Origin of the sequence: Allobosea sp. Root670 (assembly GCF_001429415.1) — a bacterium.
Taxonomy (GTDB): Bacteria; Pseudomonadota; Alphaproteobacteria; order Rhizobiales; family Beijerinckiaceae; genus Allobosea; species Allobosea robiniae.
The window spans coordinates 221,015-237,516 of record NZ_LMJU01000015.1; the positions used below are offsets into that span (position 1 = coordinate 221,015).

Sequence of the window (16,502 nt, forward strand, 5' to 3'; positions counted from 1 at the left end):
TTATCCAAGCGAATTCAGTGCCTTACGGGCGATTTTCAGATGCCTTCCGGCGCGCTGCCATATTCCGGCCTTTCTTGGTGCGTGACGGCGGGCTTGCGGCATGCTGATGTGGCGCCATGTTCGTCGAATTCGCCACCGCAGCCCTCGTCACCATGCTGGTGACGCTCGACCCGCCGGGCCTTGCGCCGATCTTCCTGTCGCTGACGCGCGGGATGTCGGAAAGCGAGCGGCGGCAGGTCGCCATCCGCGCCTCGATCATCGCCTTCTGCATCATGGCCTTCTTCGCCGTGGCGGGCGACATCGTGCTGAAGGCGCTCGGCGTCTCGCTGCCGGCCTTCCGCATCGCGGGCGGGCTGCTGCTGTTCTGGATCGCCTTCGAAATGGTGTTCGAGCGCCGGACCGAGCGCAAGCAGCAGACGGCGGACACCGCGATCACCCAGGACCATATCCGCAATGTCGCGGCCTTCCCGCTGGCGATCCCGCTGATGGCGGGGCCGGGCGCGCTGACGGCGATGATCCTGCTTGCCGGCCGCGCCGGCGGCGACCCGCTGCTGCTGGCGACGCTGGCTGTGATCTGCGGGCTGGTGGTGTTGTCCTGCCTTCTGGTGTTCCTCTCGGCGACGCCGATCGCGAAGCTGCTCGGCGTCACCGGCAATATCGTGCTGACGCGCCTGCTGGGAGTGATCCTGGCGGCGCTCGCCGTTCAGTTCGTGATCGACGGGATCAAGGCCGCCGCGCAGGCGGGGTAGGGGTGGGTTGGAAGGGCTGCTTCCGACCCGTGGCGGTCATTCATCCTCGCCGTTACGAAGCATCGCATCGAGCTCTTCCGGCTTCATCCGCTAGACCGCTTTTGCAGCTCTCTGATCGACCTTCCGGTCATTCGGGTTGAGGCCGCCCCGCCGCCTGGAACCGCCCGCGTTCTTGCCAACCATCAAGAACCTTTTCGTGCGATCGGCTCGATTACGGACCAGGGGGAGGCAGCTATGCCTTACAGACCGTTTGGGACGCTTAGGACATTACTGGCTCTGCTTGTTCTCCTCCAACATGTCGGCCATGTCGGGCCAGCCGAGATGCAGGCAAACTGGAGCTGGGCAACTGGTTCAGTTGCGGTTCTCGTCTTTTTCGTTCTTTCCGGTTTCGTCATCACGGAGGCTGCGGAGAATATCTATTGGAAGCGACCTTTGCAGTTCACTGCAAACCGTGCCCTGCGTATCATGCCTCAATATGTGATGTCTTTAGCGCTATCCATTGGCGCAATTGCCATGGCTGCGGCCCTGATTACAAATTTTCTACCGAATAAGCTTGTGCCGTATTCTGAAGATCAAATTCTATCCATAGATAATATATTCGCCAATTTCTTTATGATGTTACCGGGTTACGGCCAGGATCGACCGCCTTTCATCCCATATGTCTGGGCTTTGCGAGTCGAGGTTTTCTTTTACAGCCTTCTGAGTGTCACCTTGTGGATCGGGGCCTATCAGCGACGCCTGTCCTATGTCACGCTTTTGATAGTGGCAGCTCTCATGTTCACGGCCGCCTTGAACCAAAAGGGGCCCGGTCTCTTTGGATTCGTGCCTTACTTTGCTCTCGGGATAGCGGCCTATCTCACTACGCGTGCACCGTCATGGCTCAGCTACGGCATTGTTGCTGCCCTGTTCGCTCTATGCCTCTGGACCTGCACAGAAATGAGCATGCCCTCATTTTTGCCGGCGCGGCAGCTTACCGAAGCGCACAACACCGTTCATTTCATCCTGTTCTTCATTCTAACGCTCATCTTCCTCATCCTCATCCCCGTGAAGCTACCAGTACCCTGGAGCCGCATCGACCGACGGATCGGCGACCTGTCTTTCCCGCTCTATCTGCAGCAGTATGTTGTTCTGGTTTTCGCGTATGCGCTTCTTCCGGCCTCCTATTGGACTGTGGCAGCGGTGATTGCGCTCTCCCTTGCCGTAGCTTGGCTGTCGGACCTTTTCGTTGAGGCGCCCATAAGGATGCTTCGAGATCGAATCCGAGGCCATCCCATCAAGACGGATACCGCGATATCGCGGGACGTCGAATACGTCCGTTCCAAGCAGTTCGGCGTCGTGGGTCAGCGTGGCGCGGACGCGTCGTCCGACGAAGAGCCAATCCCGGAACAGATCGCGAATGGAGAACGGTCTGGTGCCTGATCGCGACCCATTGCAGATTTCGTAGCTTCGTGCGCAGCAATCAGTGCCTCGGCCCCATGGTCCCGACCGTCTTCAATCGTGCCGACCTGACCCAGCCACTGACGTCGCTGCCGGTTCTGGGATTGAGATACATCACCGACGACCAGCCATCCCGTGTCTGCGCATAAGTGATGACCTCGTCCTTCGGGATGATGAAGACGCCCTTCATGGGGCATGCGCTGTCCGGCGCTGAATGGAATTGCAGGCGGCCGGCGCCGGTTACGGCCTGGCTCAGCGGCGGTGACAGGGCAGGAGCCTGAGCCGAGCCGGCCGGCGGCTCCGTACAGGCGGCCCATGCGGGAGACGACAGGACGGCGCAGAGGAGGAGAATTCCCGGTCTCGTCATCCTCATCGCGTACCCTTTCGTGCCCTGCTCGGTGCTCGTGACAGGCTAGCATAGGGCTCATGCCTCGCATCCGGGAGAACGAGGCGGTGATGCTGGCGGGCCTGGGCGGGTGATCCGAACAAAAGCTCTTGCGTATCACATAAGTGAATGCTTATGTCACCGCATGATCGAGAACGAGATCTTCAAGGCTCTGGCCGATCCAACGCGGCGCGCCATCCTCGACAAGCTTACGGCGGGCAGCCTGAATGCCAGCGCGCTGCGCGAGGGCATGGCGATCAGCCAGCCGGCGATGTCGCAGCATCTCGCGGTCCTGCGGGGGGCGGGCCTCGTTCGCGAGGAGCGGCAGGGACGCTTCGTCAACTACCGGGTCGACCCGGAGGGGCTCGCGCTGGTCGCGCAGTGGCTGACGAAATACCGCGCCTTCTGGCCGGCGCGGATCGACGATCTCAGGACCTTGCTCAAGGAGATGGATCAATGAGCGGCGACGACACGGCGACCGATCCACTCGTCCTCGAATTCCACTTCGACGAGCCGCCCGAGAAGCTCTGGCGCGCGCTCAGCATGCCCGGCCTGCGTGAGTACTGGCTGCCCGAGGCGGAGCTGGCCGATCCCAAGCCGAGCATCGTCACGCCGGGCGAGGCGCTGCGCTATCGGATGCGCGACAGCGAGCCGCCGTTTCTGGAGAGCGTGGTCACGTTCCGCATCGACGCCAGCGAGGCAGGCGGAAGCAGCCTGCACGTGATCCATGAATTGACCGATCGCCGCGTCGGACAGGATCTGATCCCGGCGAACAGCAATGCGCCGCCGTTGATGCGCGCCGCTGCATAAGGCCGCGCTGCTGCATAAGGCGAAGCGAAACCACACCATCCATTCCCCAAGACTTTGGAGTTCGCCGATGCGCGAAGCGATGCAACTCGTTCCTATGGTCGTCGAGCAGTCGAGCCGCGGGGAGCGTTCGTTCGACATCTACTCGCGGCTGCTGCGCGAGCGGATCATCTTCCTCAACGGCGAGGTCAATGACGCGATGAGCGCGCTGGTCTGCGCCCAGCTCCTGTTCCTGGAGGCCGAGAACCCGAAGAAGCCGATCCATCTCTACATCAATTCGCCGGGTGGCGTGGTGACCAGCGGTTTCGCCATGTACGACACGATGCGCTGCATCCGCTCGCCCGTGCATACGCTGTGCATGGGCACGGCGCGCTCGATGGGCTCGTTCCTGCTGATGGCCGGGGAGCCAGGTGAGCGTGGGGCGCTGCCCAATGCGAGCCTGCATGTCCATCAGCCGCTCGGCGGCTTCCAGGGGCAGGCCTCCGATATCTTCATCCATGCCGAGGAGATGCGGCAGACCAAGCACCGGCTGACCCGGCTCTATGCCGAGCATTGCGGGCGAACTTACGAGGAGGTCGAGCGCACGCTCGACCGCGACCGCTTCATGACGGCAGAAGAGGCGCTGGAATGGGGCCTGATCGACCGGATCGTCCACCGGATGGAGGAGCCGGCCGCGGCGTGAGCCATGCAGGCTTGGGTCATCCCGGGCGTAGCGAAGCGAAGACCCGGGATCCATTCCGGAACGGTTCAGGCATGGATCCCGGATCGGCGCGGCTGCGCAGCTTGTCCGGGATGACCGCTCAGGTGAGCGAGGGGGGGCAGGTCACTTCTCCAGGAAAGCCCGGATCGCGCCCTCGGCCTGCTTCATCGAGATCACGCCGTCGAGATGACCGCGGCTGCCGTCGATAGTGGTGTGTGTGATGTCGCGCCCGGCAGCCTTCGCTGCTTTCACCGTCGTTGCCACCATGTCGGGCGTGAAGACGAGGTCCTTCGGCTGGGTGATCAGCAGGATCGGCGCCTGGATCCTGGCCATGCCGTCGGCCAGCGAAGTGCCGCCGGCGGTGAAGAGCTGGTTCGCCTTGACGAGATAGAGGAAATGGTTGGCGTCCGAGACCTTGGCGCGGGCCATGCCGGCATTGTCGAGCACGCTCTGGACCTGGAACTTGTTGGCGAGCGCCTTGCCGGGCTCCTCGCCCTCCTTGGCCGGGCGGCGGCCGAAGGTGGCATTGGCCCAGTCCTGGTGGTTCGCCTGCAGCGTCACAGCGGTCAGCGCCTTGGCGAGGCCGGCGAGTGGCGGGGCCTTGCCGTAGTAATCGCCATTGTTCCAGTTGGGGTCGACGAGGATGGGGGCGGCCCAGACGTCGAGCCAAGCGATCAGCATCGCATCGGCCTCGCCGGCGCCGATCACCGGCATGGCCTTGGCGACCATCTCGGGATAGCTCGCAGCCCATTCGAAAGTCTGGAGCGAGCCCATCGAGGGGCCGGCGACCAGCGCGAGCTTCCTGATACCAAGGCTTTCGACCAGCGCTTTCTGGACCTCAACGAAGTCGCGCACCGTGACGATGGGGAAGTCGAGGCCATAAGGCTTGCCGGTATCGGGATTGGTCGAGGCCGGGCCGGTCGTGGTGGTCTTGGGGTCGCCCGTGTTGAGGTTCACCAGCGTGTCCGAGGACAGGACGAAATACTTGTTGGTGTCGATCGCCTTGCCTGGGCCGATGATCGCATCCCAGTAGCCCGGCGCTGCGTCGCTGGCGGCGTATTTGCCGGCCGCATGGGAGTTGCCGGAGAAGAAATGGCAGATCAGCACGGCGTTGGATTTGTCGGCGTTGAGCGTGCCGTAGCTCTCCCAGCCGACGCGGACATTCTTCAGCGCGCGCCCGCTCTGGGTCGTGAAGCTCGGAAGCTCGAAGACCTTCTTCTCGACCGTCAGATCCTGCGCGTCGGCCATGCCTGCCGTCATCCATCCTGCGAGCGCGAGAGCGCCCATGAGCCACATCTTCATCGCCGCATCCTTCCCACCGCCGCAACAAGGTCCGGTCGCATCAGAGCGGATTTCGGGGGAGCGCGAAAGCGGCTTGGGAGCTACCGGGTGAGCAGCGTCGGCACGAGGGAGGCGCCGGCGGGGCTGAGGAAGGCCTCGGCCTCGATATCGAAGACCGGAACATCGATCGGGCCCTTGAGCCGGAAGGGCAGTTTCAGGTTGCCGTTCGGCGAGGTGAGCAGCGCGGTCATGTCGAGGTTGCGGGTGCGCAGCGAGGCGCTGCCGGCCAGGTTGAAGCGGTAGTTCGAGCCGGTCATCTGCGCCTCGGTCAGGGCGAGAAGGCCGCCGGCGATCCCGGCGTTGACCGAGATCGTCTCGAACGGCGTCTTGCCCTGCCGCCATTCGCGCAGGGCCTGGGCCGGGCTGCGTTCGGCGCGGCGGAGCAGTTCGCCGAAGGCGACGCCGCCGATCTCGCCCTGCCGGGCCGCGAGGTTGGCCCGTCCGGTGAGCGAGCCCAGCAACTCGTCGAAGGAGCGCCCGACGCCATCGAGCGTGAGCTGCAGGCCGCCGGTGCCGCTGAGGCGCGCCAGTTGCGGCAGGTCGGAAGCAGCCTGGCCGATATTCACCTTGTCGAGGCCGGCCTGGAGCTTGACGTCGACGCCGGCGGGAACGCCGACCGCGAGCAAACGGCTCTTGACGCTGCCGCCATAGGCGCTGGCCCGCAGCAGGCCGGTTTCGAACCGGCCCTTCTTCACCAGAAGATAGGTCGCGACGTCGGTGAGCTTTGCGCCTTTCAGACGGACGGAGTCGACCGATATCCGCAGATCGATGTCGCGCGCGGTCCAGGCATCGAGGTCGAAGGGCGCGGTATCGGCAGCATCGACGACCGGGACCGGCAGGCGATCGACAAGCCGGCCGAGATCGAGCGTCACGCCTGCGAGCGTGCCCGACAGCGCGAAGCGTCCACCGGCCTCGGCAAGCTTGATCGCGCCGTCGAGGCGCTCGCCGTCGAGACTGACGATGGCGTTGTTGAACGAGACCTCGCGGGGTTTCACCTGGATGTCGGCCGAGACCGCAACGGTGCCGAGCGCCGAGGCCAGCCGCGATTCCTCGCCGAACCAGCTGAAAAGCCCGGGGAGCGAAGGTGTAGAGAGGGCAAGCAGGCCGTTGATCACCGGTGCGCCGGGGCCGGAGCGCGTGCCCTCGAAGCGCAGCTTCAGCAAGGAGGAGGTCGCCGAGAGAGCGGTCTTGGCGCTGCCTCCGACCATCGGCCAGAGCAGGCTCACCTCGGTCGGTACGCCGCGCCAGTTGAGCGAGCCGGACAGGGCGAGAGGCTCGTTGAGGCTGCGCTCGTCGATGACGAGATCGAGATCGCGCACGACGCTCTGGATCGCACCATTCGCCCGCAGGAAGACAGAGCCTGAGCGGATGACGATCTTGCTCTGGCTTTGCAGCCGCTCGAATTCGGCGAGCGGGGTGCTGAGCCATTCGGTGACGCCGTCGCTTCCGGCAGGAACGGCGACGTCGATTCGCGGCGCGATCAGATCGACCCGGTCGAAGCTGATCCGCCCGCCCAGCAGCGGCAGAAGGCGCAACTGCGCCTTGACCCGTACGGCCTCGCCGGAGAGCGCACCGTCGCGCTGGCTGAAGGCGACCTGCGACAGGCTGATGCGGGGTAGCGGGAGCAGGGCGATTTCGGCGCGCTCGATCGCCTTGACGACGAAGCCGGTCCGCTCTTCGATCGCGCTGACGGCTGCGCGCTGGACACGGCCCAACGCAACGTCCCACGACCGCGAACCGAGCAGGCCGATGGCGACGACGAGGCTGAAGGCGATGATCGCAGCGCGTCTGGTCATGGACTTCCGAATCGGCATCGGGCCGAAATTCAGCCAGCCCCCTGGCGGCACAGGGTTTAGGCCGATGCCGAGGGCTTGTCGAGGCGGGAAAGCCGGCTATCCCGCGCGATTCGTGCCGGCTTTCGCCAGGACGAAGGCTGGATAGAGCCCGGCCAGGATGATCAGCAGCGCCGCCAGCGCGCCATCCTCGAAGACGCCGCGCGAGGCATGGCCGTAAACCACGGTCGCCAGCGTGTCGACGTTGAGCGGGCGCAGCAGCAGCGTTGCCGGCAATTCCTTGAGGCAGTCGACGAAGACAAGAAGCCCGGCTGCGGCGATGGCCGGTCGGGCCAGCGGCCAGTGAATGCGGCGCAGCACCTCCGGCCCGGCGGCACCAAGCGCGCGGGCTGCATCGTCGATCCGCGGCGAGACCCGCGCCAGCCCGCTCTCGACGCCGGAGACCCCGATGGCGAGGAAGCGCACGGTATAGGCGATGACGAGCGCGGCGCCGGAGCCGATCAGGATCAGGCCCGGCTTGAGGCCGAACAGGGCGGATGCGGCATCGGCCAGCAGGTTGTCGAAGGCCGCGAGCGGGATCAGCAGGCCGAGCGCGAGCACGGTGCCCGGTACGGCGTAACCGAGGCTGGCAATGCGGGCGAGGGGCTTCAGCCAGGTCTCGCGGCCACTGCGGCTGGCCGTGGCGATGCCGAGCCCGAGCGCGACGACCAGGATCGATGCGAGGCCGGAGAGCAGCAATGCATTGCCGAGAAGCCGCAGCAGCGCGGCGTCGAGCTGGGCCAGCAGGCCACGCTGCAGGATTTCGGCGAGGAGATAGCCGATCGGCAAGGCGGCACCGAACAGCACGGGCAGGGCGCAGGCGAGGGCGGCCAGAGCGGCGCTGCGCCCGTGCAGCGGCCGGCGCGTCACCGGTCGGGGCTGGCGGACCGGCAGGGCGAAGCGGCGCTGCCCGCGCAGCTTCCTCTCGGCGAGGATCAGCGCGAAGACGATCAGCAGCATGACGCAGGCGATCTGGGCTGCGCCGGGCAGCGAGCCGCGATTGACCCAGGTTGTATAGATCGAGAGCGTCAGCGAGCGGACGCCGAGATATTCGGTGGCGCCGATATCGTTCAGCGTCTCCAGCAGGACGAGGGTCAGGCCGGCGGCCAAAGCCGGGCGCGCGAGCGGCAGGCCGATGCGCCAGAACAACCGGCCGGGCGCCGCGCCGAGATTGCGCGCGGCCTCGACGATGCTGGCGCCCTGCACGCTGAACAGCGCGCGCGTGCTGAGATAGACGTATGGGTAGAGCACGATCGCCATGATCGCGATCGCGCCCGGCAGGTTGCGCGGATCGGGAAACCAGTAGTCGCGCAGCGAGCGCCAGCCGGTCGCGGCGCGCAACGCGCTCTGGAGCGGTCCCTGGAAGCCGAGGAACTCGACGTAGATATAGGCGGTCAGATAGGTCGGCAGCGCCAGCGGCAGCACCAGCAGCCATTCGAGCGAGCGCCGCCCCGGGAACTCATACTGCGTCACCAGCCAGGCGGTGCCGACGCCGATGACGGCGCAGGCCGTGCCGATGCCGGCCAGCAGCAGACCGGTCTGGACGAGGGCCGTCGGCAGGACGTTGGCGGCGAGATGCGGCCAGATCTCGGCCGCCTGCCGCGAGGACAATGCGGTCGCGACGAGCGCAAGCAGCGGCAGCAGCACGAGCGCCGCGCCTCCGATCGCCGCATAGGCAAAACGCGTCGACGGCCGCCACGAGAATGGCGACCGTCGCTGCTGATTGAGCGGTTGGCTCAGGCTCAATTGTCGAAGCCGACCTTGTCGACGAGGTTCGCCGCGGCCTTGCGCTGCTTGGCCACCTCGGAGAGCGGCAGCTTGTCCGGGGTGACGGCGCCGAGAAGCTTGACGGCGGCGGAGTCGGTCACGGCCGCGTTGACCGGGAACTCGAAATTGCCGTTCGCGTAGAGGGCCTGCGCCTTGTCGCCGAGCATGTACTCCACCAGCTTGACCGCGTTCTCCTTGTTTGGCGCGTTCTTGGCGAGTGCCGCGGCCGAGACGTTCACATGGGTGCCGCCGCCGGCGAAGGTGGTCTTGAGTGGCGTGATCGCGTCGAACCAGCCCTTCTGCTCGTTCTTCGCCTGGCTCATCAGGCCGATATAGTAGGTGTTGATGATGGCGATGTCGCACAGGCCCGACTGGATGTCGCGGGCGACGTCGCGGTCGCCGCCGCCGGGCTTGCGGGCGGCGTTGGCGCGCACGGCCTTGAGCCAGGTCTCGGTCTTCTCTGCGCCGTGATGGGCGAGATAGGCGGCGAAGAGCGCGTTGTTATAGGGGTGCTGGCCGGCGCGGATGCAGAACTTGCCCTTCCACTTGGGGTCGGCGAGGTCCTCATAGGTGATCGCGTCCTGCTTGACGCGCTCCTTCGAGACCACGACGACGCGGGCGCGCTTGGTCAGCGTGACCCAGTTGTTGTCGGGGCGAAGCTGCGCCGGGACGGTCTTGTCGACGACCGCGGACTTGATCGGCTGGGTGATGCCGGCATCGACCGCGGCGTTGATTTCGCCGACATCGACCATCAGCATGACGTCGGCCGGGCTGTTGGCGCCTTCGGCGCGGATGCGCTCCTGCAGGCCGTCCTTCAGGAAGACCGCGTTGACCTTGATGCCGGTGTCCTTGGTGAAGGCTTCCAGCACCGGGTTGAGCAAGGCGGGCTCGCGGGTGGTGTAGAGGTTCACACCCTGCGCGAAGGCCGGGGCGGCCAGCAGGCAGGACGACAGCGCCAGGGCGTGGAGATAGGTCTTTGCGATCATTCTTCTGCTCCGTCGATGGGCGCGATCAGCGCGACGGGCGAGCGATAGAACGCCCGGCAGGGGGCGTCAATGAAGTAATCCTATGATATCAATGTCTTAGATGAATTCTAGCTAACTTCTTATTTTGACGAATTCTAATAAATCAAGCATTGCCTTGGAAAGACGAAGAGATTTCGCACGCGATCCGGTCGTACATCTTTTGAATGAGGCGACCTGCCGCGGCTGGGGCCGTCAGTTTCCTGTCGAACAGGGGCGCAATACCGGCTCGCATCAGGCCCAAGCCCTTGTCATTCCGGGGCGCCCCCGAGGCGCGAAGTCCCGCAAGGACAAGGGGCGTCGAAAGTCTCGACACTTATCGCGTCGGCAGCGGGATCAGCCGGACCGACTCGCGTGCCGTCGGATCGACCGTGCCGCGCAGGATCGCGTCGCTGGCGAAGGTATCGTCATGCAGACGCGCCTCGCGGACCCGCATCTGGCGGCGGACGCTGCGCTCCTGCGCTTCCATTCGGGAAATGCCGACCCGCTCGTCGATCTGCTTGCGTTGGGACTTGCTGAGTTCCGACGCTGTGCGGAAGTCGCGGAAGTCGCGCCGGCTATAGGGCCAACTCGAACCGCCGGTGAAGGTCGAAACCTTGCCGTCGAGCACGACGCTGTCGCCCGGCCGCAAGGTGATGTCGCGCAGCAGGGAGATCCGTCGTTCGCCGACCTGGACGATGGGGGACCGGCAGGCCGGGTCGGCCGCCTTCTCGTGGCTGAAGGCCATCGGCAGGGCGCCATAGCGCTTGCCGTCGGTCGCCACGGCGTCCGCCATGCCGGTCGCGCCGGCGGCCATCCTGAAGACCTTGACCGGAACACCGGGATTCGCCGCCTGGCACAGCGCTTCATGGGCCTTCATGTCACCGGCCGCGCGGAGATAGCCGATGGGAGCGGGGAAACCGTCGCAAAGGCGGACGCAGAAGGTCTGGGCCCGGTTTGCCGCGCCGGTGACGGTATCGAGCGAGGCGGTCGCGGTAGCCGCGACCTTGCGCCGCCGCTCGGCCGGTTTCCGGGCGGATTTGCGGAAGGGGTTGAGGTCGACCGGCGGGTGGGCGAGGCGACCGTCCGGCAATGTCTGCATGAGCGGCAGGCGCCAGCCATGGCCGGCGGGCGCATAGGCATTGGCTTGCGGGGCATAGCGTGTCGAGGTGTAGGCGGCATTCCGCAGGCGCGTCTGCTCGGTGCGGCGCGCGGCTTCCTGCATGATGAATTCACGCGCGCCGGCATCGCCCTCGGCCTGGACCATCGAGGCCGTCAGCACGATGCCCCCGGAGCCGAGCGCGACCCCGAGCGCGGCGAGCGCCAGGAGGCGTGCCGCGGGGCTGCGCCTTGCAGTCTTCGTCTTGCCGGAAACGGCAGCCAGAACCTCACCGTCGCGGGCGAAAACCCGCGCCGGGACTTCACGGACACGCAACATCGCGTCACTCCAAACTACGCTTGTCCACCGTCCGCCGCCATTCGGGGTGTAGTTTACTTTTCGTTAAGCTTCAACGCTTCCGGGCTCGCAGCCGGCGGAAACGGGTGGAATGCTTAACGGGAGCGAGGCGAGGCAGGCCCGGTCTCTCAGAGCACGGAGATGAGGACGCCTAGCCACATGCAGAACAGCGCGATGACGCCGATGCCGTAGATCGCGCCGCGCAGCTTCAGCGGGTTGGGGCCGATATGGACCAAGGTGTGGACGACGCGGGTCGCGACATAGAGCCAGGCCAGGAGCGCCATGACATAGCCGGTGGCGCCGGTCTCCATCGCGATCATCACGAGCGCGAAGAAGATCACCGGTGTTTCGAACTGGTTGGTGAAGTTCGCTGCGGCAAGCCGGGCCGGGACGGGGTAGCGCTCGGTCGAGACCGTGACCTCGTCGGGCCGGACGGCGCCGCTGGTGAAGGCGGTCTTGCGACGCAGGGCGAGGACGACGCCGACGACGAAGATCCAGAAGATCATCGCCAGCGTCGGATAGATCAGCTTGAGAGTCATGGTTGCGCGTCGCCTCGTGTCGCACCGGCCCGAATGAGTCGGGCCAGTGCTGCACAATGCCCGCGATGACTCAAGAGCGGGTCGGGTAGTTCGGGCTCTCGCGGACGATGGTCACGTCATGGACGTGGCTCTCGCGCAGGCCGGCGCTGGTGATGCGGATGAAGCGCGCCTTGGCCTGGTAGTCGGCGAGGTCCTTGCCGCCGACATAGCCCATAGCGGCGCGCAGGCCCCCGGCGAGCTGGTGCAGCACGTTCGAGACCGGGCCCTTGTAGGCGACCTGGCCCTCGATGCCCTCCGGCACGAGCTTCAGCGAATCCTTGATGTCCTGCTGGAAGTAGCGATCGGCCGAGCCGCGCGCCATCGCTCCGACCGAGCCCATGCCGCGATAGGCCTTGTAGGAGCGGCCCTGGTACAGGAAGGTTTCGCCGGGGGTCTCGTCGGTGCCGGCCAGCAGAGAGCCGACCATGGCGCAGGAGGCACCGGCCGCAAGCGCCTTGGCGAGGTCGCCCGAATACTTGATGCCGCCATCGGCGATGACCGGGACGCCGGCCTTCGCGCCGGCGGAGGCGGCATCCATGATCGCGGTGAGCTGCGGCACGCCGACGCCGGCGACGATGCGGGTCGTGCAGATCGAGCCCGGGCCGATGCCGATCTTGATGGCGTCCGCGCCGGCATCGATCAGGGCTTGCGCCCCGCCGGCGGTGGCGACGTTGCCGGCGATGACCTGGACGGAGTTGGAGAGCTTCTTCACCCGGCTGACGGCTTCCAGCACCTTGGCCGAATGGCCATGGGCGGTGTCGACGACGATCAGGTCGACGCCAGCATCGATCAGCATTTCCGAGCGCTCGAAGCCCTGGTCGCCGGTCGTGGTCGCGGCGGCGGCGAGGAGGCGGCCATGTGCGTCCTTGGCGGCGTTCGGGTGGGCGACCTGCTTCTCCATGTCCTTGACGGTGATCAGGCCGATGCAGCGATAGTGATCGTCGACGACGAGCAGCTTCTCGATGCGGAACTGGTGCAGCAGGCGGCGCGCCTCCTCGGGATTGACGCCCTCGCGCACCGTGATCAGGCGCTCCTTGGTCATCAGCTCCGAAACCGGCTGGGCCGGGTTGGCGGCGAAGCGCACGTCGCGGTTGGTGAGGATGCCGACGAGCTTGCCGTGGTGGCCCTGCGGGCCGCGCTCGACGACCGGAATGCCGGAGATGCCGTTGTTCTTCATCAGCGCCAGCGCGTCGGCCAGCGTCTCGTCGGGATGGATGGTGATCGGGTTGGCGATCATCCCCGATTCGAATTTCTTGACGAGGCGGACCTGGGCGGCCTGCTGGTCGGCGTCGAGATTGCGGTGGATGACGCCGAGGCCGCCGGCCTGCGCCATGGCGATCGCCATGCGGGCCTCGGTGACCGTGTCCATGGCCGAGGCGATGATCGGCAGGTTCAGCGAGATGGTGCGGGTGAGCCTGGTGCGGATGTCGACATCCGCCGGCATGACCTCGGACGGGCCCGGCTCGAGCAGCACGTCGTCGAAGGTAAGGCCGTCGCGAATCAGACCGTCGAGGGAAAGCGTCATCGTCAACTCCGACCGCCGGGCGAGGCCGGCTTTTCAAAGGGGCAGGGCGAAAGGCCCATTGCCGAGTTGACGAGGCCCGTTAGCACGGGCGTGGCGGGGCCGCTAGTGCATCGGGACGGATTCTTTTGCAGTGCGGAAACGGCGCGAGTGAAAGGCTGCGCCGTTTCCGCCAGCGTCGCCCGGATCAGCGGGCCAGGCGAGCCGCTACGGGATGGACGGGCGCGTCAGGCGCGATGCCGAAGCAGCCGGCCTCGAAGATGGTCCGCCCTGCGGCATTCGCCATCTGCTGGCAGGTTTCCAGCCGCAGGCATTCGTCATAGCGCAGGCCTTCGCCGCCGCTTCCGGGAATCGTCTTGAACTGGCAGCCGTTTTGCCAGCCAGCGGAGGCGGCTGCGGCCGGATTCGGTGCCCAGCTCAAGCCGGCAAGGAGGGCGAGGCCGAGAACGGGCAGGCCGGGGGACAGGCGATGGGCGGCGGCGAATACAGGTGAGATGCTGATCATGGCGCTTCTCCGAGGTTGACGGCGCGCGCCCCTCGCGACGGCCCGGTTCCAGCCGGACATCAGGGAGATGGGGCTGCCAAAGGCACCCAAGGAGTGAGGTCAATGCATGGCGGTGTTGTGCTTGCCGCCGAGCCATAATTCTGGCGCATGGCGGAAGCGCGCAGGCAGCAGGCAAATCGGTCAGTAAACCGCGATTTCGCTCTCGTCACTCGGTGCACATGGCATTAATAGCCGAGCTTATGATTTCAAACGCGCCTAATTCGGCGGCGCGGAAGGCCCGAAATCCTAAGGTCCGACGTCTTGCAGCGCTCCAAACTCCTGCCCCTGATCGTCGCTTGTGCGCTGTTCATGGAGAACACCGATTCGACGGTGATCGCGACCTCGCTGCCGGTGATCGCGAAATCGCTCGGCGAGGACCCGATCGCGCTGAAGCTGGCGCTGACCTCCTATCTCGTCAGTCTCGCCGTCTTCATCCCGATCTCCGGCTGGATGGCGGATCGCTTCGGCGCCCGGACGATCTTCCGCTCGGCGCTCTGCGTGTTCATGCTGGGCTCGTTGCTCTGCGCGGTCTCCAACTCGCTCGGCGCCTTCGTCGGCGCGCGCTTCATCCAGGGCATGGGCGGGGCGATGATGGTGCCGGTCGGGCGCCTCGTCATCCTGCGCAGCGTCAGCAAGTCGGAGATCGTGGGGGCACTCGCCTATCTGACGATTCCGGCTCTGGTCGGGCCTGTCGTCGGGCCGCCGCTCGGCGGCTTCATCACCACCTATTTCGACTGGCGCTGGATCTTCCTCATCAACATCCCGATCGGCCTCGTCGGCCTAGTGCTGGCGAGCCTGTTCTTCGAGGATGTCCGCGAGGAGGACGTTCCGCCCCTCGATATCCGCGGCTTCCTGCTCTCTTCCTTCGGCTTCGCCAGCCTGATGCTCGGGCTCAATACGGGCGGCCGCCATCTGGTGCCGGAGGCGGTGTCCTATGCCTGCGTGCTGGGCGGCGCGGCGGCGCTGGCGGCCTACTGGTTCCATGCGCAGCGCGTGCCCTATCCGGTGCTCAACCTGTCGCTGTTCCGGATTCCGACCTTCCGGACCGGCGTGATCGGCGGCTCGGTCTTCCGGACCGGCATCGGGGCCATTCCGTTCCTGCTGCCGCTGATGCTGCAGCTCGGCTTCGGGCTTGATGCGCTGCAGTCCGGCCTGATCACCTTCGTCTCGGCGGCCGGCGCGCTGATCATGAAGACGCTGGCGAAGTCCATCCTGACGCGCTTCGGCTTCCGGCGGGTGCTGACCGTCAACGCCGTGATCGGCGCCGCCTTCCTCGCGGCCTCCGGCCTGTTCACGCCGACGACGCCGCACGCGATCATCTTGTCCGTGTTGCTGGTGGGCGGCTGCTTCCGCTCGCTGCAATTCACCGGCATCAACGCGCTGAGCTATGCCGACGTCTCCAATCGCGAGATGTCGAGCGCGACCAGCCTGTCCGGCGTGGCCCAGCAGCTCTCGTTGAGCATCGGCGTCACGATCGGCGCCTTCGCCCTGGAGAGCGCCCATGTCCTGCATGGCGGCACGACGCTTGCTGCCGGGGATTTCTGGCCGGCCTTCCTGATCGTCGGCCTGATCTCGGCGTCATCGGTGTTCTGGATGATGCAGCTCGCCCCGGATGCCGGCGCCGAGGTTTCCGGCCATGTCCCGGTCAGCGCGCGCAAGGTCACCGCCGAGGCGATTGCGGAGCAGAAGCCGCTCGACTAGCTTGCGAGATTCCCTGTCTTGCCGCAGGGTCAGGGCATGCAAGCAGCGCCCGCTCCCCCGGACGAGACGCGCTACAATCTCTGCGTCGGCAACGGCGCGGCCCGGCTCAAGTTGGCCGAAACCGAACTGACGCTCAGCGAGGACGGCATCTCCTATGAGCTCGACGGTCGCTCGGGCTTGCGGCCCTTCACCAATCTCACGAGCGTGCGCCTGCAGGCGGTCAATGGCGGGCCGCGCTCGTCGTGGGAAGCCCTGGCGGAATTGACCTTCAGCGCCGGCCGGCCGCTCTTCGTCCATTCCAGCAGCCCCTGGGGCGTGGACGATCCGCAGCGCGATACCACCTTCATCGCCTTCATCGAGGATCTGCACCGCCGCCTCGTTGCGGGCGGGCATGGTGCTATCGCGTTCCGGCGCGGCATTCCCGAGGGACGCCACCATTTCCTGATCGTCGTTACGCTGATCGCCGCCGTGATTTTCGGCGGCGCCGGATTGACGGTTCTTTACATCGGCCTGAGCGGCAGGGCCGGGTTCTTCGAGGTGGCTGGGCCGCTCTTCGGCCTCGGCGGCTTCGGCTTCTGGATCTGGGCTTCCGTGACGCGGAACGCGCCGGGCACATATGATCCGCGCCACTTGCCCCGGGATGTCTTCCCGGAGTGACGGCAGGTTCCTGTCCGGCGGCAGC

16 protein-coding genes are annotated in these 16,502 nt (G+C 66.0%); 7 read left to right on the forward strand and 9 right to left on the reverse strand.

Features of this window, described 5'->3' with window-relative positions; all coding sequences use genetic code 11:
- The first annotated feature begins 116 nt into the window (after positions 1-116).
- Positions 117-749, forward strand: coding sequence for a MarC family protein (locus ASE61_RS13495; protein ID WP_061967694.1), 633 nt, complete (start codon positions 117-119; stop codon positions 747-749).
- A 234-nt stretch (positions 750-983) separates the two neighbouring features.
- Complete coding sequence (locus tag ASE61_RS13500; RefSeq protein WP_061967696.1) at positions 984-2,168, forward strand: acyltransferase family protein; 1,185 nt, start codon at positions 984-986, stop codon at positions 2,166-2,168.
- Positions 2,169-2,208: 40 nt separating this feature from the next.
- On the opposite strand, the gene ASE61_RS27175 is transcribed toward ASE61_RS13500, so the two are convergent.
- Positions 2,209-2,376: a hypothetical protein gene (locus tag ASE61_RS27175; RefSeq protein WP_244492830.1), complete on the reverse strand. Its 168-nt coding sequence runs from the start codon at positions 2,374-2,376 to the stop codon at positions 2,209-2,211.
- A 340-nt stretch (positions 2,377-2,716) separates the two neighbouring features.
- Here ASE61_RS27175 and ASE61_RS13510 point away from each other — a divergent pair, with 340 nt between their 5' ends.
- From ASE61_RS13510 to ASE61_RS13520, 3 genes are all read left to right on the forward strand, one after another.
- Entirely contained in the window at positions 2,717-3,031 is a 315-nt protein-coding gene (locus ASE61_RS13510; protein ID WP_061967699.1) for an ArsR/SmtB family transcription factor, read from the forward strand.
- A complete protein-coding gene (locus ASE61_RS13515) occupies positions 3,028-3,381 on the forward strand; it encodes an SRPBCC family protein (RefSeq protein ID WP_061967700.1) in 354 nt (117 codons plus the stop codon). The genes ASE61_RS13510 and ASE61_RS13515 overlap by 4 nt, the downstream gene beginning before the upstream one ends.
- A gap of 67 nt (positions 3,382-3,448) precedes the next feature.
- Positions 3,449-4,060 (forward strand): ATP-dependent Clp protease proteolytic subunit, encoded by a 612-nt coding sequence (locus ASE61_RS13520; protein ID WP_061967701.1) that lies wholly within the window; start codon positions 3,449-3,451, stop codon positions 4,058-4,060.
- A 141-nt stretch (positions 4,061-4,201) separates the two neighbouring features.
- Here ASE61_RS13520 and ASE61_RS13525 read toward each other — a convergent pair whose 3' ends face one another.
- From ASE61_RS13525 to ASE61_RS13560, 8 genes are all read right to left on the reverse strand, one after another.
- Complete coding sequence (locus ASE61_RS13525) at positions 4,202-5,380, reverse strand: E22 family MetX-like putative esterase (protein WP_061967702.1); 1,179 nt, start codon at positions 5,378-5,380, stop codon at positions 4,202-4,204.
- A gap of 80 nt (positions 5,381-5,460) precedes the next feature.
- Positions 5,461-7,215 (reverse strand): AsmA family protein, encoded by a 1,755-nt coding sequence (locus ASE61_RS13530; RefSeq protein WP_061967703.1) that lies wholly within the window; start codon positions 7,213-7,215, stop codon positions 5,461-5,463.
- Positions 7,216-7,311: 96 nt separating this feature from the next.
- Complete coding sequence (locus tag ASE61_RS13535; protein WP_244492831.1) at positions 7,312-8,898, reverse strand: ABC transporter permease; 1,587 nt, start codon at positions 8,896-8,898, stop codon at positions 7,312-7,314.
- A 95-nt stretch (positions 8,899-8,993) separates the two neighbouring features.
- Positions 8,994-10,004: an extracellular solute-binding protein gene (locus tag ASE61_RS13540; protein ID WP_156407094.1), complete on the reverse strand. Its 1,011-nt coding sequence runs from the start codon at positions 10,002-10,004 to the stop codon at positions 8,994-8,996.
- 352 nt (positions 10,005-10,356) lie between these two features.
- Complete coding sequence (locus ASE61_RS26505; RefSeq protein WP_061967707.1) at positions 10,357-11,457, reverse strand: DUF2865 domain-containing protein; 1,101 nt, start codon at positions 11,455-11,457, stop codon at positions 10,357-10,359.
- Between the two features lie 146 nt (positions 11,458-11,603).
- The gene (locus ASE61_RS13550; RefSeq protein WP_061967708.1) at positions 11,604-12,014 is read right to left on the reverse strand and encodes an MAPEG family protein; all 411 of its coding nucleotides are present in this window, start codon (positions 12,012-12,014) and stop codon (positions 11,604-11,606) included.
- Positions 12,015-12,084: 70 nt separating this feature from the next.
- Positions 12,085-13,578, reverse strand: coding sequence for an IMP dehydrogenase (gene guaB / locus ASE61_RS13555; RefSeq protein WP_061967710.1), 1,494 nt, complete (start codon positions 13,576-13,578; stop codon positions 12,085-12,087).
- Between the two features lie 184 nt (positions 13,579-13,762).
- Positions 13,763-14,080 (reverse strand): hypothetical protein, encoded by a 318-nt coding sequence (locus ASE61_RS13560; protein ID WP_061967712.1) that lies wholly within the window; start codon positions 14,078-14,080, stop codon positions 13,763-13,765.
- A gap of 300 nt (positions 14,081-14,380) precedes the next feature.
- Here ASE61_RS13560 and ASE61_RS13565 point away from each other — a divergent pair, with 300 nt between their 5' ends.
- Positions 14,381-15,820, forward strand: a complete 1,440-nt coding sequence (locus ASE61_RS13565) for a DHA2 family efflux MFS transporter permease subunit (RefSeq protein ID WP_061967714.1) — start codon at positions 14,381-14,383, stop codon at positions 15,818-15,820.
- 36 nt (positions 15,821-15,856) lie between these two features.
- Positions 15,857-16,477, forward strand: coding sequence for a hypothetical protein (locus tag ASE61_RS13570; RefSeq protein WP_061967716.1), 621 nt, complete (start codon positions 15,857-15,859; stop codon positions 16,475-16,477).
- Positions 16,478-16,502 lie beyond the last annotated feature (25 nt).